We start from the raw sequence: 18,907 nt of genomic DNA, 5'->3' as shown, positions 1-18,907 counted from the left end.
GATAAACTAACCATGAATGAACAAGACCAATTCTTGCCCCAAGGTATCCGCTCGTATGAACTTAGGGCAGAAGAACAACGTGCAGCCCGTGATGTGGCCGCTAAGGAACTATCTGAAACTATCGCTAAGGACGCCGAAGCCACGGCTGAGCGGCTGAAGCAAGAGCGTCTGCGTGCTGGCGGCACCGAGGCCGTTGTTCAGGATGCCTATAAGGAACTCGTGAACCAACGCGCAAAGGATGCTGAAGAGGCCGCCCGGAACGCCGTGCATACAGTCAGAGAACCCGACGAAATCGAATATCACTTCGAACGTCGTGGCAGCGTGGTGCTACGGGTGTCTGGTCCTATCCCTGCCGGATGCGAGAACAGCCCTCACTACGGCCGCACATATGAAGAAGTTGAACCCCCAGCCGACCCTGTAGCCGAGGCTGTTAAGACAGCTAAGGAAGCTGAGAACCGCAAGATGAACGAGTTTCGTGCATCCATGGCACGACAGGTTGCTGCACAGAAAGGCGACACGTCGAAGGCTATGGAACTTCCCAAGTCCGACGCGGAACGGATTGCAGAGCTTGAGGCGCAGGTTGCAGACCTGACTACTAAGGCCAAGCGGAAAGCGTATGGTTCCAAATGAGCGAACGTGAAGACCACTATGGGGGCATCGAACAAATCAGGGTTCTGTTGAGAGAGAAATTCCTCGACGGCCTGACCTACGGTGTCCCTGAGATTGACCCCGCGACAGGTGAGGTCATCGCGCGCGCTGAACCTAAGGCTAGCTGGTTGGCAGAAGCGCACCGCTTCCTAAACTCAGAAGATAAGAAGCGCGAAGCCGAAGAGGCCGATGCCAAAGTAAAGGCGCAGCGGAGTAACGCCCTGCAAGACGCCCTAGATGAACTGCCTGAGTTCCCTGAGGATGAGGAAACAACACCTCTTTCATCCACCATCAACTAACCCCTAACACGCCCCTGAAGAAGCCCTGAGCGGCTGCTGCGGTTTCCCCGTGGTGAATGCTCAGGGCCTTTCTGCGTTCTGTGTCCGAGAAAGAAATCAAATGACTTACACCGATATGATCACCGCCTTAGGGGCAGCCCATAAGGAACTCCGAGAGGCTGGCCTGAGGGTTGCTGATGCCCGCGTCGAGATTGAGGCCGTGGCGCACGGTATGGCTGAGTTCGACGGTTCTGAGACGGACGCCAAAGTGACTGCTCTGGACTACGTTGAAGCCAAAGCCACCCTCGATGTTGCTGAGCGCATAAAGGCCGCAGCCCGTGACGAGTTTAACCGTTCTTACCTTGTCCTGTTGCGGACAGGGGTTCCAGTATTTGAAAGGTGAAACACAATTGTTCTTCTTAGCGAACACACGCCCGCAGAAAACCGAATATTGCGTGACATCTACGCGGCTGAGATGCACACAGCACAAGCGCAATACGTAGGTGGCAACATCATGTAACTGATGCTGTCGGAATTATTGACGCTGAGGCGTTGCATCAGACAGCCCAAGAGCCCTACGCCGTTAACCGAGGCCCGTTCAATATGATTTTAGCAAGTTTCATTTGCGATCAAGCACCGCTTCTGCGTCTTAACCTTTTGCGAACTAAGGGCACCTGTACGCATCGCCTGAAACGAAGGTCCCATCGTCACTTGTCGAAGTCTGTGTCAGTACGAAAGCGTTGCCACTCAAAGCCCCAACAGCGTTACGCATCTTGTTCTGCGCACTCTGCGCATCCATGGTCGTACCCAATCCAAAAAGTTCAGTGCCGCTTACAGGACCCAAAAACTGGCAGTTCTGAACTGTCGCAGGGGATAGTTGTCTAACTTGCTGGCCTTGTGGTGTTAGTTCGGCGCTACACGCTGCGACCGATACAAGACAAACCGATATTCCAAGTCCACGCATCTCAAACTCCATATGTTTCAATATTATAGGAAGCATAGTCACCACAGGCTTTGAACCCAGACCTGCGCGAGAAGTACCCAGTGTGTTGGTTGGGTCACTAGCTGGGGTGGAAAGTTTTTACCCCAACCCAATGAATGCACAGGAAGAACAATCAGATGCAGGAAGAAGTTTAGACTGGCGTGATGTAGACAGCGATCTGGATAAGAAGGCCATGGCCGCTTGACAGGCGTGACAACACACAATACGTCCTAGGACAGCACACATTTGGGGAAACTTGATGGCTGCCCTAGGGCGTATCGCCCATAAAAATAAGGGGCTCTGGAAGTTAGTTCGATATCATCGGATGCTTCTCGACCGCACCATTTTTCTGAAGGTCAAATACGCTTTGTTGTGACCCACGTGAATATCAGTGGTTAACGCAGCACATTTCGACTTTGGTGGGCGTATTTCTCAGTCTAAATCAAACCAGCTTGAGTTCCATGGAACGAATAGAAGGTCGCAGTCCGGCGAGGCGCGATCGACCGGGCGCAGGGCTTCGATCAGTTCGAACCCGTGTTTGCCCATTTCTGCGACAAACTCACTGAACCGGTAGCCATCCTTGAAACGCCGCTTTACGGAAACTTCGGCAAGGACGAATTCCGTGCGCTTCAGTGTTTCCAACCCACCACGGATGACAGCCAGCTCATTCCCTTCCGTGTCGATTTTTAAGCCAAACCGACCTGGTATACCTGCCGAGTAGGAATCGAGGCGACGCTTTTCCACGACGCGTTTCTCCATATCGACAATCCGGTTTTCATAGTCATCGGAAAACCCTGCAACCGTTGCCAGTGAGCGCCTTTTGCGGTCGGTTGTGGGAATGACCAGTTCGGCTTCACCGTCTTCGGAGTCGAGTGCGACAATGTGCAGATCGTAGTCGATCTTATCGCGCCACGGGGCAACGCGCGTTGCGGTTTCCTCGATTGGATCGAACAGCACAAACTTTTTGTCCGGGAAGGCGTCATAGAGAAATGGGGTACCTGCGTCCACGCCCACATCCAGAACGGTATCCACTTCAAACCCATAGCTTTGCAGGTTCGACGCTGTCACGCCACCGCTGATCACGGAAAGTCCGGTCTGGTTAAGCCGCCTCATCACTGGCCTGGGCCCAACGAATTCGCCATTTTCAAATTCGACAACCTTCAGCCCGGCAGAACGAAGTTTCTTACGAAAGGTAAACGCGTCTATCTTAGGCATTCGAAGGGTCCTTGGTCTAATACCTGTTGCAATCGTTATCTATGAAACGCGCACGTCAAGCGCTGTCTTCAACGCTTCACTCTGCACTTCGGGCCTGATTTCATAGGCGTGGTTTATGCAAGTCGCTTTCATTGCCAGCAAGTCTTCGTCATCCAAATCTATGGCCTTTCGCATCTGGAACATCATACCACGCGGATTCCCATCAACATAAAGGAAGTGCCGCACTTGTTCTGGCAGATGATCGACCAGGGCTTGTGTGTTGGGGCCGATAACCGGCAACCCGAATGTCAGCGCAAGATTGACCGACCCGGATGTTAGAATTCTACTAAAGGGCGCCACGCAAATATGACATGACGCAACGATGTCACGCAGTTCATCATCCGGCAGGTACCTATCATGGAACCGAACATTCGACATCTCACGTATTGCTTGCTGACCGCGGCGTTCACCTGCGATGACCGCCCCCGAGATATCGAGTTCCCAAGACTGATCTCGGAGATGCAAAGACTTTAGTGCCTTCCACATGAATTGTCCGCCACGGTTTTCCTGCACTTTCCCGATATGCACGAACCTTCGGTTTTCGGCGGACGGCAGGACATCGCGCCGCGCCATTGTAGCGTCCAGTGGTTCATAAACCCCGAGATAGCTGGGATGCGCCACGTGAACAAATTTGTGCGCGGGTATTCCGTAGGTCTTTGCCAACAAGTCTTCGGCATAAGGTGTGTGAACGTGAATTTTGTCAGCGAGCTGAACCAGTATTTTACGGCCTTCATGAATTGCCTCCATGTCTCTGGCCGAGTTGTGGGGATGGAAGTTATGCACTGTCCAGACGATCTTCACACCTTGCTGTTTGAGCTCTGACAGTCCGGCATCGATCTTTTGAAAACGTTCGGCGATAGGGACTTCGTTCTTCGGACTGCCAAATTCCACAGTTTCCCAGTGGATCCAGTAGATGTCGCCTTCTCGAACTGCGGGCAGTTCGCCTGCATAGAAAGCGTTCAACCGGACGACCCGAACTTCGTAGTCGTCAAAACGGCTGTAAATCATGCGTTGGTAGGGATTGTTGCCCAATGGTGCATTGGAATAAATGGTCGGCATGCATCCAATCCTCCGTTACAGAACAAACAACACCAACTTTGCGCGGGTTCCGCCCTCTTGTTCACCGTTACAGGGGCAATGTTTCGATCCGTGGTGTACGAAGCGCTGGTCGGCACGCAAGTTCAAACTCGGCAGGGCATGCCAAAGCATCTAGTACCGTGGCTCTTGGATCACGTCTGTTCCCTTGCAATGCCGTTGGGGGAAACGTAACAAAGTCACGTGCTTAAAGACCCTATGCGCAGCGACGACGTTGTTTTGCAGAAGATATTTGAGCTGGCACAATGGTTACGGGTTTATGTCAATGAGACTTGTCATTTCCACAATGAAAGACGAAGGCCCGTTTATCCTGGAATGGATTGCCTACTATCTTTCGATTGGATTTACGCATTTCATCGTGAGTTCGAACGATTGTTCGGATGGCACAGAAAAGATACTGATACGCTGCGAAGAGCTGGGTTTTCTGAAGCACATTGATAACCCGGGTCCGTGGAAGATGGGGCCACAGGCGTCGGCCTATGCCAATGCAATGCAGCAAACCTGGTACAAACAGGCAGACTGGATTTTGGTTTGCGATGTCGACGAGTTTTTAGATATCCGCGTAGGCGAAGGAACATTGGATGATCTGTTCCTCGCCTTGCCGCACGCAGATGGATTTGCGGCGCTTTGGCAGCTTTTTGGACATAACGGTGTTGTTGATTTCGAAGATCGTTTCGTGGTCGAACAGTTTACAAAGGCTGGTGAGCTGGGTGCGGTCATTCCGCAAAACCTGCGCGCGTATAAGTCCTTAATCCGCAACAATGGATCATACCGTTTGATAAATACCCATAGGCCGCGAGGACCTGTTCAGGGTAAAGCCGAACACTTCGCTTGGGTGGACGGCGATGGGGACCCTTTGCCGCCTGCAATGCGTCGGCGCGGTTGGGCTTTTTCCACCACAGGCGCTGCGTTTGGCCGGCAGTTGTTTCGGATGAATCACTATGCGGTCAGATCCATTGAAAGTTACCTGATGAAACGTTTGCGCGGGGACGTAAAAACCACGTCATTTCATCCTAAGATGGAGGAAACGGGGCAGGCATATTGGAACCTGCATTGCTACAATGCCGTCGAGGAATCCTCGATCCTCTCGAAAGTAGGCCGTCTGCGCGATGTCTATTCTCAGTTGCGGGCAGATCCAGTTTTGGGGGAGCTGCATGAAAAAGCAGTAGTGTTTCACAAGGATCGCATCGCCGCTATTCGCGAGACAGATGCTGCCAAGGGTTTTATTAAGAAAAATAAGAGCTTCCGTAGCGGGCAATATGTAAAGGCACTAAAGTTTGGAGTCGTTGAAGAAGCCAATGCATCTTTCGATCCGGAGACTTATGGAGATCCCGAGATCAGTTTTGCCCAAGTCGCAAAATGGAATCGCCTTGGCCAAATGGCAGAGAGGTCCAACGCTAAGCCAAACAACTATCCTTGGTTTGTCAGACTCGATGCTCTTGGAACGCCACTAGAGCATGAAGAGGCTTCGGCGCAACATGCCACGATTACTGACCCAAAGCAGATATCTTTACCGTTTGACCCAAAGGACCCAACGCTGCTGCCGCCAGCCTCGCCCGAGATCGAGAGGACCAAAAAGCAGCGCGGCGATTTTCTGAAATCGATCAGCGGTAAGAAATCATGGGTTCTGATCGGCCAGGTTGAGACTGAAATTGTTGAGGAAGTTCTGGCGCTTGGAGCGGTTTCGCAATTGACGATCATTGCCCCATGGGGCCTGTCCTGGGACCGTTTTGCTTGTCCAGACACCACACAGGATCCCGACCTCCAAGCTTTGGATCTAGCGTTTTATGCATTCCTAGAACACTTTCGCGAACCAATCATCAAAGGGCGCCTGCGCGTTTTCAGGGCGCTACCGCCATTGATGCTGAAGCTTTTCGAAGACGAAAGCGTTGGCGTTGTCATCATTCGGGGCGTTCGGGCCGAACGGGTTACGAACCAACTGTTGAAACGAATTGACCGGGTTTTGGCACCAGGGGGCAGTATAGCCTTTACATCCTATCGCCGTGGCGGTGCACCGTACAAAGGCATGGCTGCCGCCATTCACAGTTTTTTGGGGCGCAATGCCAGCAGATATCGGATCACCAGTTTGCAGCCACCGTGGCTTGGGATCGACAAACTGCCGCCTTTAAATAAAGAAGACACATAGTTTCTGGCCCTTGCAGCCATCGCATGGTACCCGTTCCTCAACTAACGAGACGGGCAGGTTTTGTGTATCCTGACAAAAGCCCGACAGCACAGTGAGGTCGAGATGCCAAACGAACCTAAGGTCATCGGCGCAATGCCCGGACACAAGGAAAAGCCGAAATCGGACAAGGCCAACAAGCGCAAGAATTCCAAGGAAGCCATTCGCCGTACATTCCTGTCTCGGCTGCCCAAAGGGGGCATGGCCGTGGAAATTGGCGTTTGGCAAGGTGAGTTTTCTCCGACAATCCTGAAGCTTATCGAGCCCAGCCAGTTGTTCCTGATCGACCCCTGGAAACACATTGGTGAAGATTCGCACACGACCGCCTTTGTTGGTCGGACGGAAGACGAAAAGATGGAGGCCATTTTTCAGAAAGTGGTCAAGTCATTCAAAAAAGAAATCGACGACGGCAAGGTTGGTATCATCCGCGATTTCTCGGTTCCTGCATTGAAGCTTTTTGATGATGAGAGCATCTCATTTGCCTATGTCGATGGCGATCACTCTTACGAAGGTGTGTCTGCGGATTTGGCGGCGCTTTTTCCAAAGATAAAGCTGGGCGGTATCATGGCGTTTGATGACTATCACCGCCGCGGTTGGTGGGGCGATGGCGTGATCCGCGCAGTTAACGAATTTCTGGGCCGCTACCCGAGAGAATTGCGTATTCGCGCCATAGCCGGCGCTCAGATCGCGATTGAAAAGATTGCCCCTCTAGACAAGGGTAAAGGGAAGGACAGCTAGGCGTTTAGGCTGAGTTAAAACGATGGACAAACCTGAAAAAGTCCTCATCTCAGCAATGAAGAATGAGGGGCCGTACATCCTCGAATGGGTCGCGCATCACAAGGTTCTCGGCTTTGACAAGATTGTTGTGTACACCAACGACTGCTCTGACGGTACAAATCGGATCTTGAGACGTTTGCAGGATTTGGGACATGTGGAGTTTCGCCGAAATCGGGTTGGGGTTGGTGGCATCCATCGGTCAGCCCTGCGACAGGCGCGGCGGCTGCCTTTTGTGAAAGAGGCAAAGTGGGTCTACGTCTGTGACGCCGATGAGTTTCTGAACATCCACGTCGGAGAACACAAGGTCGACGACCTTATCGAGGCGACGCCTGATGTCGATGTCATATCCATCCCGTGGAAAATATTCTCAAACAACGGTCGGCACGTATTGCGAGACCAGTCTGTCACAGGTCAGTTTTCCGACTGTGAACTGGACTTTGAGCAAGGAGGAGCCGGGCGGAGATTTGTGAAATCTCTGTTCCGACAGGGTGAGTTTTACACCCGGTTTGGCTTGCACAACCCGCACCCCAAACCCGATTTTCAGGCTGGCATGTTCCGGTCCGTGCCGGGTGGCCACGCGAAAGAGCCCGCGCCCTTCGGAAACCATGTTGCACCACCCTTCGGTTTTGAAGTGGCACAGATAAATCACTATGCGGTGCGCTCGACGCAGGCCTATATGGCCAAGCGCAGCCGGGGCCGTGCGAACCATTCCTCGCAAACCTTGGGGACCGAATACTGGGATCGCTGGAACCGCGGCGGTTCGCCTGACACCACGATTTTAAGGTACAGGAATGAAGTGGACGCTTTGTTGGAAGAGTTCAAGTCCGACGAGGTTTTGCACCGGCTGCATAGAAAAGCCTTTCGATGGCACAAAGACCTGATCACCAATCTGATGGAAATACCTGAATACAAGGACCTTTATCAGATCCTCGTCGAAAAACCCGCTGTAAGCTTTGTCGCACAGGATCGCGGTGTACAAGGACGGATTTCAGCCGTTGTGGTTGGCTCCTCCGATGCAGATCAACCTGACCCCTGACAAAATTGCCCCCGGAGAAGTGTGTTAATGGTTGCTGAAAACAATCTTCCAACGATTGGGATGCTCTGGCTCGAAGGGCCGCTCAGCTTTCTGGAACAGATGTGCCTTTTGTCTTTCGTGTCGAACGGGCACAAAGTGGTGCTGTTCCACTACGGTGAGGTCGAGAACGTTCCGGAAGGTATCGAACTGGTGTCCGCAAATGAGATTCACGAACCGAAACAGTTCATTGTAAACAGTCAGTTTAAAACGCCTGTCCCCCAATCGGACATCTTCCGACTACAGCTTATGAAGAAAACCGATTTTCTGTGGTGCGATACCGATGTGATTTCTTTGGCGCCCATTCCAAAAGCAGATCACATCTTCGGATATTTCAACAATACAACAATCTGCAACGCGATCATGCGCCTGCCCGCCGACAGCCCGGCGTTGCAGGCCTATACCGATTACAGCCTAGATCCTTTTCCGATCCGTCCATGGATTGAGGGCGATGAAAGGCACGAACTTGAACGCCAGAAAGCCGCCGGTGAATTGCCTCATGCTTCGGATCAGGCCCACAGCGTTTATGGCCCCGGTGTTTTGACATGGTTCCTGCGTCATCACGGCGAAATCGACCACGCCAGTCCAGTGTCTGTATTTTATCCGCTTCCCTTCAGGCACACAGGACAGGCAAATGATATTCCTGCACGAGAATTCCGCCGCAAGTACCTGACCGATGACACGCTTGCCGTGCACCTTTGGGGACGCCGGATGCGATGGTGGGTCAACAAGGGTATCAAGCGGCACTCTTTCCTGGATCGCAGATTACGTGGTCTTGGTGTCAGTCCAGCCGACGCACCGTTGCCGCGAAAGGGCAAAGAAGCTCCCAAGAAGATAGAGTTTCCAAGCAATCTTCCTGAATTGCGGCTAAGCAAAGAGACGATCAGCCAGGCAACAAACGGGATCATGTCGGTTGCTCAAATTTCCACTTCAGAGCAATTTCTAAAGGTTGCGCAGTTCGAACTGGATAAAATCAAGTCGGGTGAGTTGTACGGTGTGAACGAAGCCGCGCGTCCTGGTCATCAGCGGGGCTGGGATCACTACGAGAACGACGCAGCCCGGTTGAACGCCCTTTCGATGTCATTGTCGCGCTTTGCCAACAATCAGCGGTATCTGCCGGATCTCTCGGACCCTAAGACAATCACTGAAAAGCTTCTTGTTATGAAGCTGTTTGGCGATATGCCAAAAGTTTCGGCCGCCGACAAGCTGACCGCGGAAAGCTTTGTTCCGCAACCTTCTGGAAACCTTCTTACTCCGGTGCAACGATACTGGGATTCTTCTTCTCCAGTTCTGCCGGAAGAGCTGGAGCTTGAGCCGGGTTCATACTGGCTCAAATGCAACAACGGGCAGGGGCAAAATCACCGTTTGAACTGGCCAATGAGCAAGGAAGAAAGCGAACTGGCTAACGAGAAGCTGACCAGCTGGAGCAAGAAGCCAATTCCACACGGATATTGGGCGGCCGAGTGGTGGTATTCCACGATCGACACGCGCTTTTTCATCGAAGAAAACCTAGCTGCGGAAGGTGAGGACATCATCGACTGGAAGTTCTGGGTTGTGGCGGGCAAGTTGCAAATGGTGCAAGTGGATCGGGACCGCTCACGCGGGCATGTCCAGATGATCCATGACCGGGACTTCAATTTTATTCCCAAGGAACTGTACTTTAAGACTAGTGAAGATACAGAACCGCGACCCAAACGATATGACGACATGGTCCAGATTGCGGAAGCTATTGGACAACGCGTGGAATTCGCGCGGGTGGATCTCTATGCCATTGGTGACAAGATTTATCTTGGTGAAATCACGCTGTGCCCATTTGGTGGGAAGCGGAAAATGCGAACGCCCGAATTGGATAAGCAATTGGGCGATGCATGGACTGGGACCCGGTTGTTCCCAAACTAGAGCGCCGGTGCATCAACTGACATGGCAAGGTTACTCGACCGGGATGTCCTGGCGCAGTTTTCCGGTCGTTTTGTCAAAGATCAGGATGCGATTGTCATCGGTTACCACAGCGTACCAGTTGTTGCCGATAGTCAGCGCTTGCGCCTGCGCGCCGTCAGGCAGCTCGATCTGATCGGGCAGGGTAGGCGTTCTGTCCGATAGCCGGATGACAATCAGCGCGAATGTCACTAGAACCCCGCCAATCATCACCGCGGTCAGCAACATGACCATACGCCTTAACAGTCGCAGCTGCGGCGTTTCCAGCGGTTCTTGGGGTTCGGAAGGGACATTCATGGGCACCCGCCAGATAGAGTTTCAGATTGCGGCCGCTCCGCCGCCTCGCCTTGATAAGGCGCTTTCGCGGGATGTGCCAGTCGAGGAGAACCTGTCGCGTACACGCCTGACCCGGTTGATCGAAAGCGGCGCTGTTCAAATCGACGGTGTCGACGTGCATGATCCGAAGTTCAAGGTGTCCGAGGGCGCGATGGTGAAGATCGTTGTGGCCGAAGCCGAGGACAGCCATATTGGCCCGGAAGATATCCCGCTCGACGTTGTCTACGAGGACGCAGACCTGATTGTCGTGAATAAACCGGCAGGTATGGTGGTCCATCCCGCGCCGGGTTCACCCAACGGAACGTTGGTGAATGCGTTGTTGCATCATTGCGGAGACGATCTGTCTGGCGTGGGCGGCGTCAAACGTCCCGGTATCGTGCATCGGATCGACAAGGAAACCAGCGGTCTGCTGGTGGTCGCTAAATCGGATGCCGCCCATCACGGTTTGGCGGCACAGTTCGAGGCACATAGCGTCGAACGTTACTACCGCGCCATTTGTTACGGTGTACCGGATGCCAATGACCCGCGTTTGCGCGGTGTTAAAGGGGTGAGTTTCGAGCCAGGGAACATCATGCGTCTGACCACGCAACTGGCACGGCACAAGGCGGATCGCCAGAAACAGGCGGTTCTGTTTCACGGCGGTCGCCACGCAGTGACGCGCGCACGCGTGGTTGAGACTTTTGGAAAGCCCGCCGGGCTGGCACTGATTGAATGTTGGCTTGAGACTGGGCGGACGCATCAGATTCGGGTCCATATGGCACATGCAGGGCATGGTTTGGTTGGCGATCCGATTTATGGCGGCAGGCGTAAGTTGGCCGGGCGGCCCTTTGGGGATAAAACCGCCGATGCCGTTAAGGCCTTTCCGCGTCAAGCGCTTCATGCTGCTATTTTGGGCTTTGAGCACCCTGTCAGCGGTGAAATCTTGCGCTTCGAGGCAGAACTGCCGGCTGACATGAAAAACTTGATTGCAAGGCTGTACGATCCGCTGACATAATTAGCAAACCATTGTGAGTAAGACGTTCTTAGCTTTCCTTTACCGAAGCTTAATTTCAAACTGTTAACGGTACCTCTTGAAAGGGCTGGGTTCCTTACCCATATCCTATGTTAAAGACGTAAACATTTGTCGGAGGGACATCAAAATGGCAAACTACGCAAATCTCCCCGCGCCGACGCCTGAGGGCGGCCTGAACCGCTATATGCAGGAAATTCGCAAGTTTCCTCTGCTGGAGCCGGAAGAAGAATATATGCTGGCCAAACGCTGGGTCGAAGAGCAAGACACTGAAGCCGCACATAAAATGGTCACGTCGCATCTTCGTCTGGCAGCAAAGATCGCGATGGGCTATCGCGGCTATGGTTTGCCGCAAGCCGAGGTGATTTCCGAAGCGAATGTGGGCCTGATGCAGGCCGTCAAGAAATTTGACCCAGAGAAAGGTTTCCGGCTTGCGACCTATGCGATGTGGTGGATTCGCGCATCGATTCAGGAATACGTCCTGAGATCGTGGTCGATGGTCAAACTGGGAACAACCTCAGCTCAGAAAAAGCTGTTCTTTAACCTGCGCAAAGCCAAAGCCCGTATTGGCGCCTTGGAAGAGGGCGATCTGCGTCCAGAAAACGTCGCAAGGATCGCGACCGATCTGGGCGTGACCGAAGAGGAAGTGATCAGCATGAACCGCCGGATGTCCGGTGGCGATGCATCGCTGAATGCGACGGTCGGCTCCGAAGGCGAAGGAACCATGCAGTGGCAGGATTGGCTGGAGGATGAGGATGCCGACCAGGCCGGTGACTACGAAGCCCGGGACGAGTTGGAAGCACGTCGTGAGCTGCTTGCCGCCGCGCTGGACGTCCTGAATGACCGCGAGAAGGATATTCTGACGCAGCGCCGTCTGATGGACCAAGCGGTGACGCTGGAAGAACTCAGCACGCAATACAATGTCAGCCGCGAACGTATTCGTCAGATCGAAGTACGCGCCTTTGAAAAGCTGCAAAAGAAAATGCGCGAATTGGCGCGTGAAAAGGGAATGTTGGCGACAGCCTGATCAGTAGTGACCTCAGCCCGCAGGATATGCGGGCTGAGGTCGCTTTCTGAGAAAAATGCGAAGCCAGACCCAGAGCTGGTGCAGGAATTCAAATTGAATTCAAAATCGTAGTAGCCGTTTTTAATCTAGTTCAAGCGATCCCTGAAAACACGAACCATGTTTTCACCCATGACTTTGCGGATTTGAACCTCAGTCACACCTTCTTCCAATAGTGTAGACGTCAATGCCGCAAGTTCGGATGTATCGAACGCCGTTTCGACCGACCCATCGTAATCCGACCCGAGCGAGACGTGATCTTCCCCTACGGTTTCGATCGCGGCCTTGATCATCTTGGCAATGCCTGACGGTGCGGTATCCCCACAGGTAACATCAGCCCAGTATCCCATACCTATGACGCCGCCGGTCGCTGCAATCTCTTGCATCAGTTCATCGGGATAGTTGCGCTTTACCGGACAAAACCCGTGCAGCCCGCCATGGCTGACGATCAACGGAACATCCGTCATCCCGATCACGTCACGTGCAACCTGCGGGCTTGAATGGGCCAGATCAATGACGACAGGACGTTGCGCCAGTTCTTGGACGACCTGACGGCCGAAATCGGACAAGCCGGTATTTGCCTGCCCGTGCAAGGACCCGCCCAGTTCATTGTCGAAGAAGTGGTGTAATCCAAACACCCGGTGCCCCGCGTCGAAGATCGCATCCAGATTGGCAAGATCGCCTTCCAGGGGATGGGACCCTTCGATCCCGAGAATGCCGCCGACAATCTGTTCTCCGTTGGAGCGGGCGTTCAGGACGCTGTCCAGATCAGCGCGCGTCTTGATTACCTTAAGGTGCCCGTTCGATGCCGCCTCGAACCGGTGTAGCTTTTCGGCCTGATAGATCGCCCGTTCTTGCAAACTATCCCACGTGCGCAGCGGCCACAATTGCCCGACGGCCAGCAAGGTGATGTTGTCGAATGCCTCGGCAGAGTTCGCCTCATAATTTTGACCGGCTGGTGATTTGGTCACGGCGGCAAAGACTTGCAACGCGACGTTGCCCTCAAGCAGGCGCGGGATGTCAACTTGTCCACGCGTGCCACGCTCCGTCAGATCTCTGCTCCAAAGCAGAGGGTCAGCATGCAGATCCCCGATGATCAGTGTTTCATGCAATTCGGCGGCGCCATCTGAAACCGGGTAAGGATCGTGATCGATCACGCTATTGCGCGCATTTTCGACATATGGAGGCAAGAACACGAAGAAAATCAACGCTCCGGCGATCAGGGCCAACATGATCAAGCCGCCGACCCATTTCAAAAATCTGCTCATTTGCTCTCTCCCAACATGCATCAGCAGATTACGATGCCACGCGACTGAGAAAAGCCTGACTTGGCGTCGGTTGCTTGATAAAGATGTTGGGCCAGCAGAGTTCCTGAGGGTCCCAAGGCTTCGGCGTCTATTTGATGGAGAGTATGATGGAAAAACCAGTTCAGTGGGGTGTGCTGGGTGCGGCCAAATTTGCACGTCAATACATGGCGCCTGCCATCCATGCCGCAAACGGCGCACGACTGTCTGGTCTGGCGACGTCTGATCCGGCAAAGGCCGCGCCGTTCCTGGAATTCTGCCCTGATCTAAACGTCTATGATGACTACGACGCCCTGCTTGGCGACCCAAACATCGACGCCGTCTATATCCCACTGCCCAATCACCTGCATGTGGAATGGAGCTTGAAGGCGCTGGATGCGGGTAAGCATATTTTGTGTGAAAAGCCAATGACGATGCGGGCCCGCGAATTTGACGCTTTGATCAAGAAACGCGATGATACCGGCCTGCTTGCGGCTGAGGCGTATATGATCGTGCACCATCCCCAATGGCAGATGGTCCGGAAGCTCATCGCTGATGGGGCGATCGGCAAACTTGCGCATGTGACGGGCGCGTTCAGTTTTGACAACCGCACGGATACCACGAATATCCGCAATCGCGCAGAAACCGGTGGGGGAGGTCTGCGGGACATTGGCGTCTATGTGATTGGCAGCGCGCGATACGCCACCGGCCAAGAACCGGTGACGGTCCAGTCGGCGATCCGGTGGGAAAACGGTATCGACAGTTTCACCGAAATTCGCGCTCAGTTTCCCGACTTTACCTATTCAAGCTATGTCTCAATCCGCATGCACCCCCATCAAGAGATGGTGTTTCACGGAGAGGGCGGCGTAATCCGGCTGACCGCCCCCTTCAATGCGCGGGTGTTCGGCGAAGCTCGGGTTGAACTACACCGGCCTGGGCTTGAGGTGCAGGTCACACGCTTTCCCGGGGACGATCACTACAAACTTCAGGTTGAAGCCTTCTGTCGGTCGGTGCGAGGTGGTGCTGAATACCCATGCCCGTTGGAGTTTTCGCGCGGAACACAAGACATGATCGACCAGATCTTCGACGGGGCAGTATCACTGTAGCTTGCCATGCCACTCGTCGCTTGGTTATTCTGACATCCACTATTCAGGAGAGGACCCATGGCCGGAGGCTGGGCACGCGATGGTGCGGTAAGCGAACAGATCGAGGCGTCTATATCTGATGAGCTGGCGCGGATGCGGTCGCAAAAGCGACCCGTCGGTGACAGCCTGACCCACTGTGCAGAATGCGAAGAACCGATCCCGGAAAAGCGACGTCTTGCACTGCCCGGCGTCAAATTGTGCATGGATTGCCAACAGGAGCGCGACAGTTCGTTTCAGTCCCGAGGCGGGATCAACCGCCGGGGATCAAAGGACAGTCAGTTGAAGTGATGTTTTTTGTGTCCGGTTTGAGCCCCATCCCCAAGTTTCTGCAGTGTGGCCAAAGTCCGCTTCGGCGAGTGACCTAACCGGTGAGAAATAGCTTTAACGGTGATTTTGAAAGCCAAAGAGGCCAATCTACAAGATCGGCAGACTAATCAATGCTCTTTATTGATTGATTTTGGCTTAAGAATTCTGGCCCTGCCGACTCTATGTGGCGGGGCTGGGAGCTACGTTAGTCAATCGTCGGCAGACGACAGGCTTTCGATCAAATCATAAGTAGCGCGCACTCGGGCTTTGTTTGGGTAGTTGCGATTAGCCAGTACCACTATCCCAAGACGTTCACCTGGCAGGATTGCCACATACCCGCCAAACCCATTGGTCGATCCTGTCTTGTTCAGGATGACGTCGCGTTGGGGTCGCATAGGTGGGTCGATCCGCTCGACAGGCTTTGATTTCAGGTCGAAATTATATCCGGAACCCTTGGCCATGACTTCAAGATTAACGGGCCAGGGGTATTGTTCCCAGACCATTCCTTGCACATAGTAGGGTGTCTTCGTCTGCCCTTGACGTGTTCTCTCCAGCGCTGCGGTAAGCTCCGGAGTGCTCGTTGCCAGACCCAGCTCAAGATCCAGAAGACGGAGCATATCTCGTGCAGTCGATTTCACGCTGTAAGATTCTGCATCGAACACGCCTGGGTTGACCCGGATCGGCGTGTTCGTCCTTTTGTCGTAACCGAAGGCGTAGCGGTTCATCGACTGGGCCGGGACTTCTATCCATGTGCTTTCGAGACCCATGGCTGGAAACAGGATTTGCTCCATCGCCTCTGCATATCCCATGCCTAGGGCATCAGACGTGATATGACCTAGAAGACCGGTACCAACATTTGAATAGCTGCGAGTACCCTCTTGCCTGGGTTGCCAGTCAGCCAGCCATTCGATCATGTGGGGAACGCTCTGGACGGCTCCTGGCACCTGAAGAGGTAGACCTCCGGTCGTATGCGTGGCCAAGTCCATAAGACTGATGTCATCAAAGGCCGTGCCACGCAATTCAGCGAGCCTGTCGGATACCGGCGCATTGAGATCCAGAAGCCCCCTTTGCTCAGCTAATGCGGCGAGGCTGACGTTGAAGATCTTGCTGATGGAGCCGAGTTCGAAGATTGTATCAGGCGAGGCCGTTATGTTTTCTTCACGCGATGCAAGGCCGGTGGCGAAAAAGTAATGTTGGCCCTTCATGGTTACGCCAACGACCAGTCCGGGAATTTCGTAGTCAACGATCGTGGATGAGAAGCTCTGTTCAACCAAAGCTGTAAACTTGTCCTCGTTGATAACCTGTGCCCGAAGCATGGTAGGAACCCAAAGCAGCAGTAGTGACGTAAGAATGAATTTGTTCATATCTGCCTCAATTTCTGAATTGGTGCGCAGGGTTTAAAAGGCCTGCGCAAAATGCGCTGGGATACTAAATTTCGAGATTTTGATATTAGTATCAGTACTGATTTAAAGCGCCAGTTTGGGTGTCTTAAGGGGCGCCAGCAATATCCCAAAAGCCTTGTACTTTAGTCATCCGATACCAAACTCCGGCCAAGGTTTCGATTCTCGGAATTCCGGCAAGGCGCGCCGCACCAGGACAAGAGAGGTGATCAGACCCTTTCAATCGAATGGGCAAAGAATTTCGCAAAGCGGACAGTCTCCAAGGCCCTTACAGACTTGGGCAATCCTCATCTCTCCATGTCTTCCAGTTCATCAATGAAACCGGAAATCATCGACAGGCCTTTGTCCCAGAACTTTGGGTCGCTGGCGTCGAGCCCAAATGGGGCCAGCAGCTCCGAATGGTGTTTTGATCCACCGGCGCGCAGCATCTCGAAATACTTGTCCTCGAATCCTTCCGCGCCGCTCTCGTAGACCGAGTAGAGCGCGTTGACCAAGCCATCTCCGAACGCGTAGGCGTAGACGTAGAAGGGCGAGTGGACGAAATGCGGGATGTAGGCCCAGAAGGTTTCGTACCCGTCCATGAATTCGAATGCCGGTCCAAGGCTTTCTGCCTGAACGCTCATCCACAAGGCGTTGATGTCGTCCGGGGTTAGCTCACCTTCGCGGCGGGCAGCGTGGAGTTTGCATTCAAAGTCGTAAAACGCGATCTGGCGGACCACGGTGTTGATCATGTCCTCAACCTTACCGGCCAGCAGAATTTTGCGCTGTTCGGGTGTTTCGGCCTGATCCAGCATTGTGCGGAAGGTCAGCATCTCACCAAACACTGACGCTGTCTCGGCCAGCGTCAGCGGGGTGGATGACAACATCTCACCCTGATCGGCGGCCAGAACCTGATGTACGCCATGACCAAGCTCATGCGCCAAGGTCATCACATCGCGCGGTTTTCCAAGATAATTGAGCATCACGTAGGGGTGCACATCGGTAACCGTGGGATGTGCGAAAGCGCCCGGGGCTTTGCCGGGCTTTACGGCGGCGTCGATCCAGCCTTTTGAGAAGAACGGCGCTGCAATTTCACCCATCCGTGGATCAAAGGCATTATACGCGTCCATCACCATCGTCTCGGCCTCGGCCCAGTCGACAATCCGTGTGTCTTCCATCGGCAGGGGCGCGTTGCGATCCCAGACCTGCATGACGTCCAAACCCAGCCATTTGCGCTTTAGCTCATAGTAACGATGGCTCAGCTTCGGGTACGCGGCAACGACCGCCTCGCGCAGCGCTTCGACCACTTCGGGTTCAACGTCGTTGGATAGGTGGCGCCCTGTTTGCGCGGTCGGCATATTGCGCCAGCGATCAAGGATTTCCTTTTCCTTGGCCTGCGTGTTGTGAACGCGGGCAAAGGTCTTGATGTTGCTCTGAAACACAGATGCCAGTTCCCGCGACGCGGCCTCGCGCTTGGTGCGATCCTGTTCGGTCAGCAGGTTCAGGGTGCCCTCGATGTTCAGATCATCGCCGTCAACCGTGAAGGTGAGACCCGCAATGGTTTCGTCAAACAAACGCTCCCACGCGTCGCCAACGACACCCAGATCGTGGAGGAATTTTTCCAACTCATCCGACAGTTGGTATGGCTTCATGGCACGGATACGCCGAAAGACCGGCTCATATCGGGCCAAATCCGTGTTGGCGCTGAAATGCGCCTTTAACGCATCATCGTCGATCCGATTGATCTCAAGCGTGAAGAACACAAGCGGCGTGGTGAAGATCGTAACCTTCTCCTGCATGTCTGACAGGAATTTCGCGCGTTCGGCATCGGTGGTCAGTTGATAATACCGCAGGCCCGCAAAAGACATGATCCGGCCTGCGATTGCGTTGATCTTTTCGTTGCGCAGCACGCAATTCAGCAGACCCCCGGCGTCCAGATCGGCCAGTTTGCCTTCATAATCCGCTGCAAAAGATGCGCATTCCCCTTCAAGCCAATCCAGATCGCGGGACAGTTCAGGCGCATCTTCCGAGGTGTAAAGATCACTCAGATCCCATTCAGGAAGGTTGCCCAGATTATCAGCGCCGCCACCTGCGTTTGCATCACGGACGGGAAAGGGAAGGTCGCGCATGGATCACCTATTGAAAACTGCTTTGCGCAACATC

The 18,907-nt window shown here is 53.7% G+C and carries 18 protein-coding genes; 11 read left to right on the top strand and 7 right to left on the bottom strand.

Going from position 1 to position 18,907, the window contains the following annotated elements:
* Positions 1-12 precede the first annotated feature (12 nt).
* From Q1B21_RS01100 to Q1B21_RS01090, 3 genes are all read left to right on the top strand, one after another.
* Positions 13-630 (top strand): hypothetical protein, encoded by a 618-nt coding sequence (locus Q1B21_RS01100; RefSeq protein ID WP_299884882.1) that lies wholly within the window; start codon positions 13-15, stop codon positions 628-630.
* Positions 627-947 (top strand): hypothetical protein, encoded by a 321-nt coding sequence (locus tag Q1B21_RS01095; RefSeq protein WP_299884880.1) that lies wholly within the window; start codon positions 627-629, stop codon positions 945-947. Before Q1B21_RS01100 ends, Q1B21_RS01095 begins: the two co-directional genes overlap by 4 nt.
* A gap of 100 nt (positions 948-1,047) precedes the next feature.
* Positions 1,048-1,329 carry a hypothetical protein gene (locus Q1B21_RS01090; protein ID WP_299884877.1) on the top strand — a complete coding sequence of 94 codons (282 nt, stop codon included), beginning with the start codon at positions 1,048-1,050 and terminating at the stop codon, positions 1,327-1,329.
* 261 nt (positions 1,330-1,590) lie between these two features.
* Here the strand turns inward: Q1B21_RS01090 and Q1B21_RS22350 are convergent, their stop codons facing one another.
* The 3 genes from Q1B21_RS22350 to Q1B21_RS01080 form a co-directional block, all read right to left on the bottom strand.
* The gene (locus Q1B21_RS22350) at positions 1,591-1,890 is read right to left on the bottom strand and encodes a DUF4156 domain-containing protein (RefSeq protein WP_367277438.1); all 300 of its coding nucleotides are present in this window, start codon (positions 1,888-1,890) and stop codon (positions 1,591-1,593) included.
* A 450-nt stretch (positions 1,891-2,340) separates the two neighbouring features.
* Positions 2,341-3,123, bottom strand: a complete 783-nt coding sequence (locus Q1B21_RS01085) for an FkbM family methyltransferase (RefSeq protein WP_299884874.1) — start codon at positions 3,121-3,123, stop codon at positions 2,341-2,343.
* A 39-nt stretch (positions 3,124-3,162) separates the two neighbouring features.
* Entirely contained in the window at positions 3,163-4,221 is a 1,059-nt protein-coding gene (locus Q1B21_RS01080; RefSeq protein ID WP_299884871.1) for a glycosyltransferase family 4 protein, read from the bottom strand.
* 301 nt (positions 4,222-4,522) lie between these two features.
* Between Q1B21_RS01080 and Q1B21_RS01075 the strand changes: the two genes are divergently transcribed.
* The 4 genes from Q1B21_RS01075 to Q1B21_RS01060 all read left to right on the top strand — a co-directional run bounded on the left by Q1B21_RS01075 (position 4,523) and on the right by Q1B21_RS01060 (position 10,187).
* On the top strand, positions 4,523-6,403 hold the full coding sequence (locus Q1B21_RS01075) for a glycosyltransferase family 2 protein (protein ID WP_299884868.1): 1,881 nt from the start codon (positions 4,523-4,525) through the stop codon (positions 6,401-6,403).
* A gap of 102 nt (positions 6,404-6,505) precedes the next feature.
* Positions 6,506-7,177 carry a class I SAM-dependent methyltransferase gene (locus tag Q1B21_RS01070; RefSeq protein ID WP_299884864.1) on the top strand — a complete coding sequence of 224 codons (672 nt, stop codon included), beginning with the start codon at positions 6,506-6,508 and terminating at the stop codon, positions 7,175-7,177.
* Positions 7,178-7,199: 22 nt separating this feature from the next.
* Positions 7,200-8,252: a glycosyltransferase family 2 protein gene (locus Q1B21_RS01065; protein WP_299884861.1), complete on the top strand. Its 1,053-nt coding sequence runs from the start codon at positions 7,200-7,202 to the stop codon at positions 8,250-8,252.
* Between the two features lie 27 nt (positions 8,253-8,279).
* Positions 8,280-10,187: an ATP-grasp fold amidoligase family protein gene (locus Q1B21_RS01060; RefSeq protein ID WP_299884858.1), complete on the top strand. Its 1,908-nt coding sequence runs from the start codon at positions 8,280-8,282 to the stop codon at positions 10,185-10,187.
* 30 nt (positions 10,188-10,217) lie between these two features.
* On the opposite strand, the gene Q1B21_RS01055 is transcribed toward Q1B21_RS01060, so the two are convergent.
* A complete protein-coding gene (locus Q1B21_RS01055; RefSeq protein WP_299884855.1) occupies positions 10,218-10,520 on the bottom strand; it encodes a DUF6476 family protein in 303 nt (100 codons plus the stop codon).
* Between Q1B21_RS01055 and Q1B21_RS01050 the strand changes: the two genes are divergently transcribed.
* Together Q1B21_RS01050 and rpoH are read left to right on the top strand one after the other, a co-directional pair.
* Positions 10,519-11,553: an RluA family pseudouridine synthase gene (locus Q1B21_RS01050; RefSeq protein ID WP_299884852.1), complete on the top strand. Its 1,035-nt coding sequence runs from the start codon at positions 10,519-10,521 to the stop codon at positions 11,551-11,553. The two genes, Q1B21_RS01055 and Q1B21_RS01050, sit on opposite strands and share 2 nt — an antisense overlap.
* 145 nt (positions 11,554-11,698) lie before the next feature.
* Positions 11,699-12,595: an RNA polymerase sigma factor RpoH gene (gene rpoH / locus Q1B21_RS01045; RefSeq protein ID WP_299078389.1), complete on the top strand. Its 897-nt coding sequence runs from the start codon at positions 11,699-11,701 to the stop codon at positions 12,593-12,595.
* 125 nt (positions 12,596-12,720) lie between these two features.
* Here the strand turns inward: rpoH and Q1B21_RS01040 are convergent, their stop codons facing one another.
* Positions 12,721-13,899, bottom strand: a complete 1,179-nt coding sequence (locus Q1B21_RS01040; protein ID WP_299884849.1) for a membrane dipeptidase — start codon at positions 13,897-13,899, stop codon at positions 12,721-12,723.
* 146 nt (positions 13,900-14,045) lie between these two features.
* Between Q1B21_RS01040 and Q1B21_RS01035 the strand changes: the two genes are divergently transcribed.
* Both Q1B21_RS01035 and Q1B21_RS01030 read left to right on the top strand, forming a co-directional pair.
* A complete protein-coding gene (locus tag Q1B21_RS01035; RefSeq protein WP_299884846.1) occupies positions 14,046-15,020 on the top strand; it encodes a Gfo/Idh/MocA family oxidoreductase in 975 nt (324 codons plus the stop codon).
* A 57-nt stretch (positions 15,021-15,077) separates the two neighbouring features.
* Positions 15,078-15,347 (top strand): DksA/TraR family C4-type zinc finger protein, encoded by a 270-nt coding sequence (locus tag Q1B21_RS01030; RefSeq protein ID WP_298932504.1) that lies wholly within the window; start codon positions 15,078-15,080, stop codon positions 15,345-15,347.
* Positions 15,348-15,574: 227 nt separating this feature from the next.
* Here the strand turns inward: Q1B21_RS01030 and ampC are convergent, their stop codons facing one another.
* Together ampC and Q1B21_RS01020 are read right to left on the bottom strand one after the other, a co-directional pair.
* Entirely contained in the window at positions 15,575-16,729 is a 1,155-nt protein-coding gene (ampC, locus tag Q1B21_RS01025; protein WP_299884842.1) for a class C beta-lactamase, read from the bottom strand.
* Between the two features lie 323 nt (positions 16,730-17,052).
* The gene (locus tag Q1B21_RS01020) at positions 17,053-18,873 is read right to left on the bottom strand and encodes a M3 family oligoendopeptidase (protein ID WP_299884839.1); all 1,821 of its coding nucleotides are present in this window, start codon (positions 18,871-18,873) and stop codon (positions 17,053-17,055) included.
* Positions 18,874-18,907: the final 34 nt, after the last annotated feature.

Source organism: uncultured Ruegeria sp. (genome assembly GCF_947504215.1).
In the GTDB taxonomy this organism is placed as follows: domain Bacteria; phylum Pseudomonadota; class Alphaproteobacteria; order Rhodobacterales; family Rhodobacteraceae; genus Ruegeria.
Note: the sequence above shows the minus strand (reverse complement) of the source record. Positions and strands in the feature narration are given on the sequence as shown.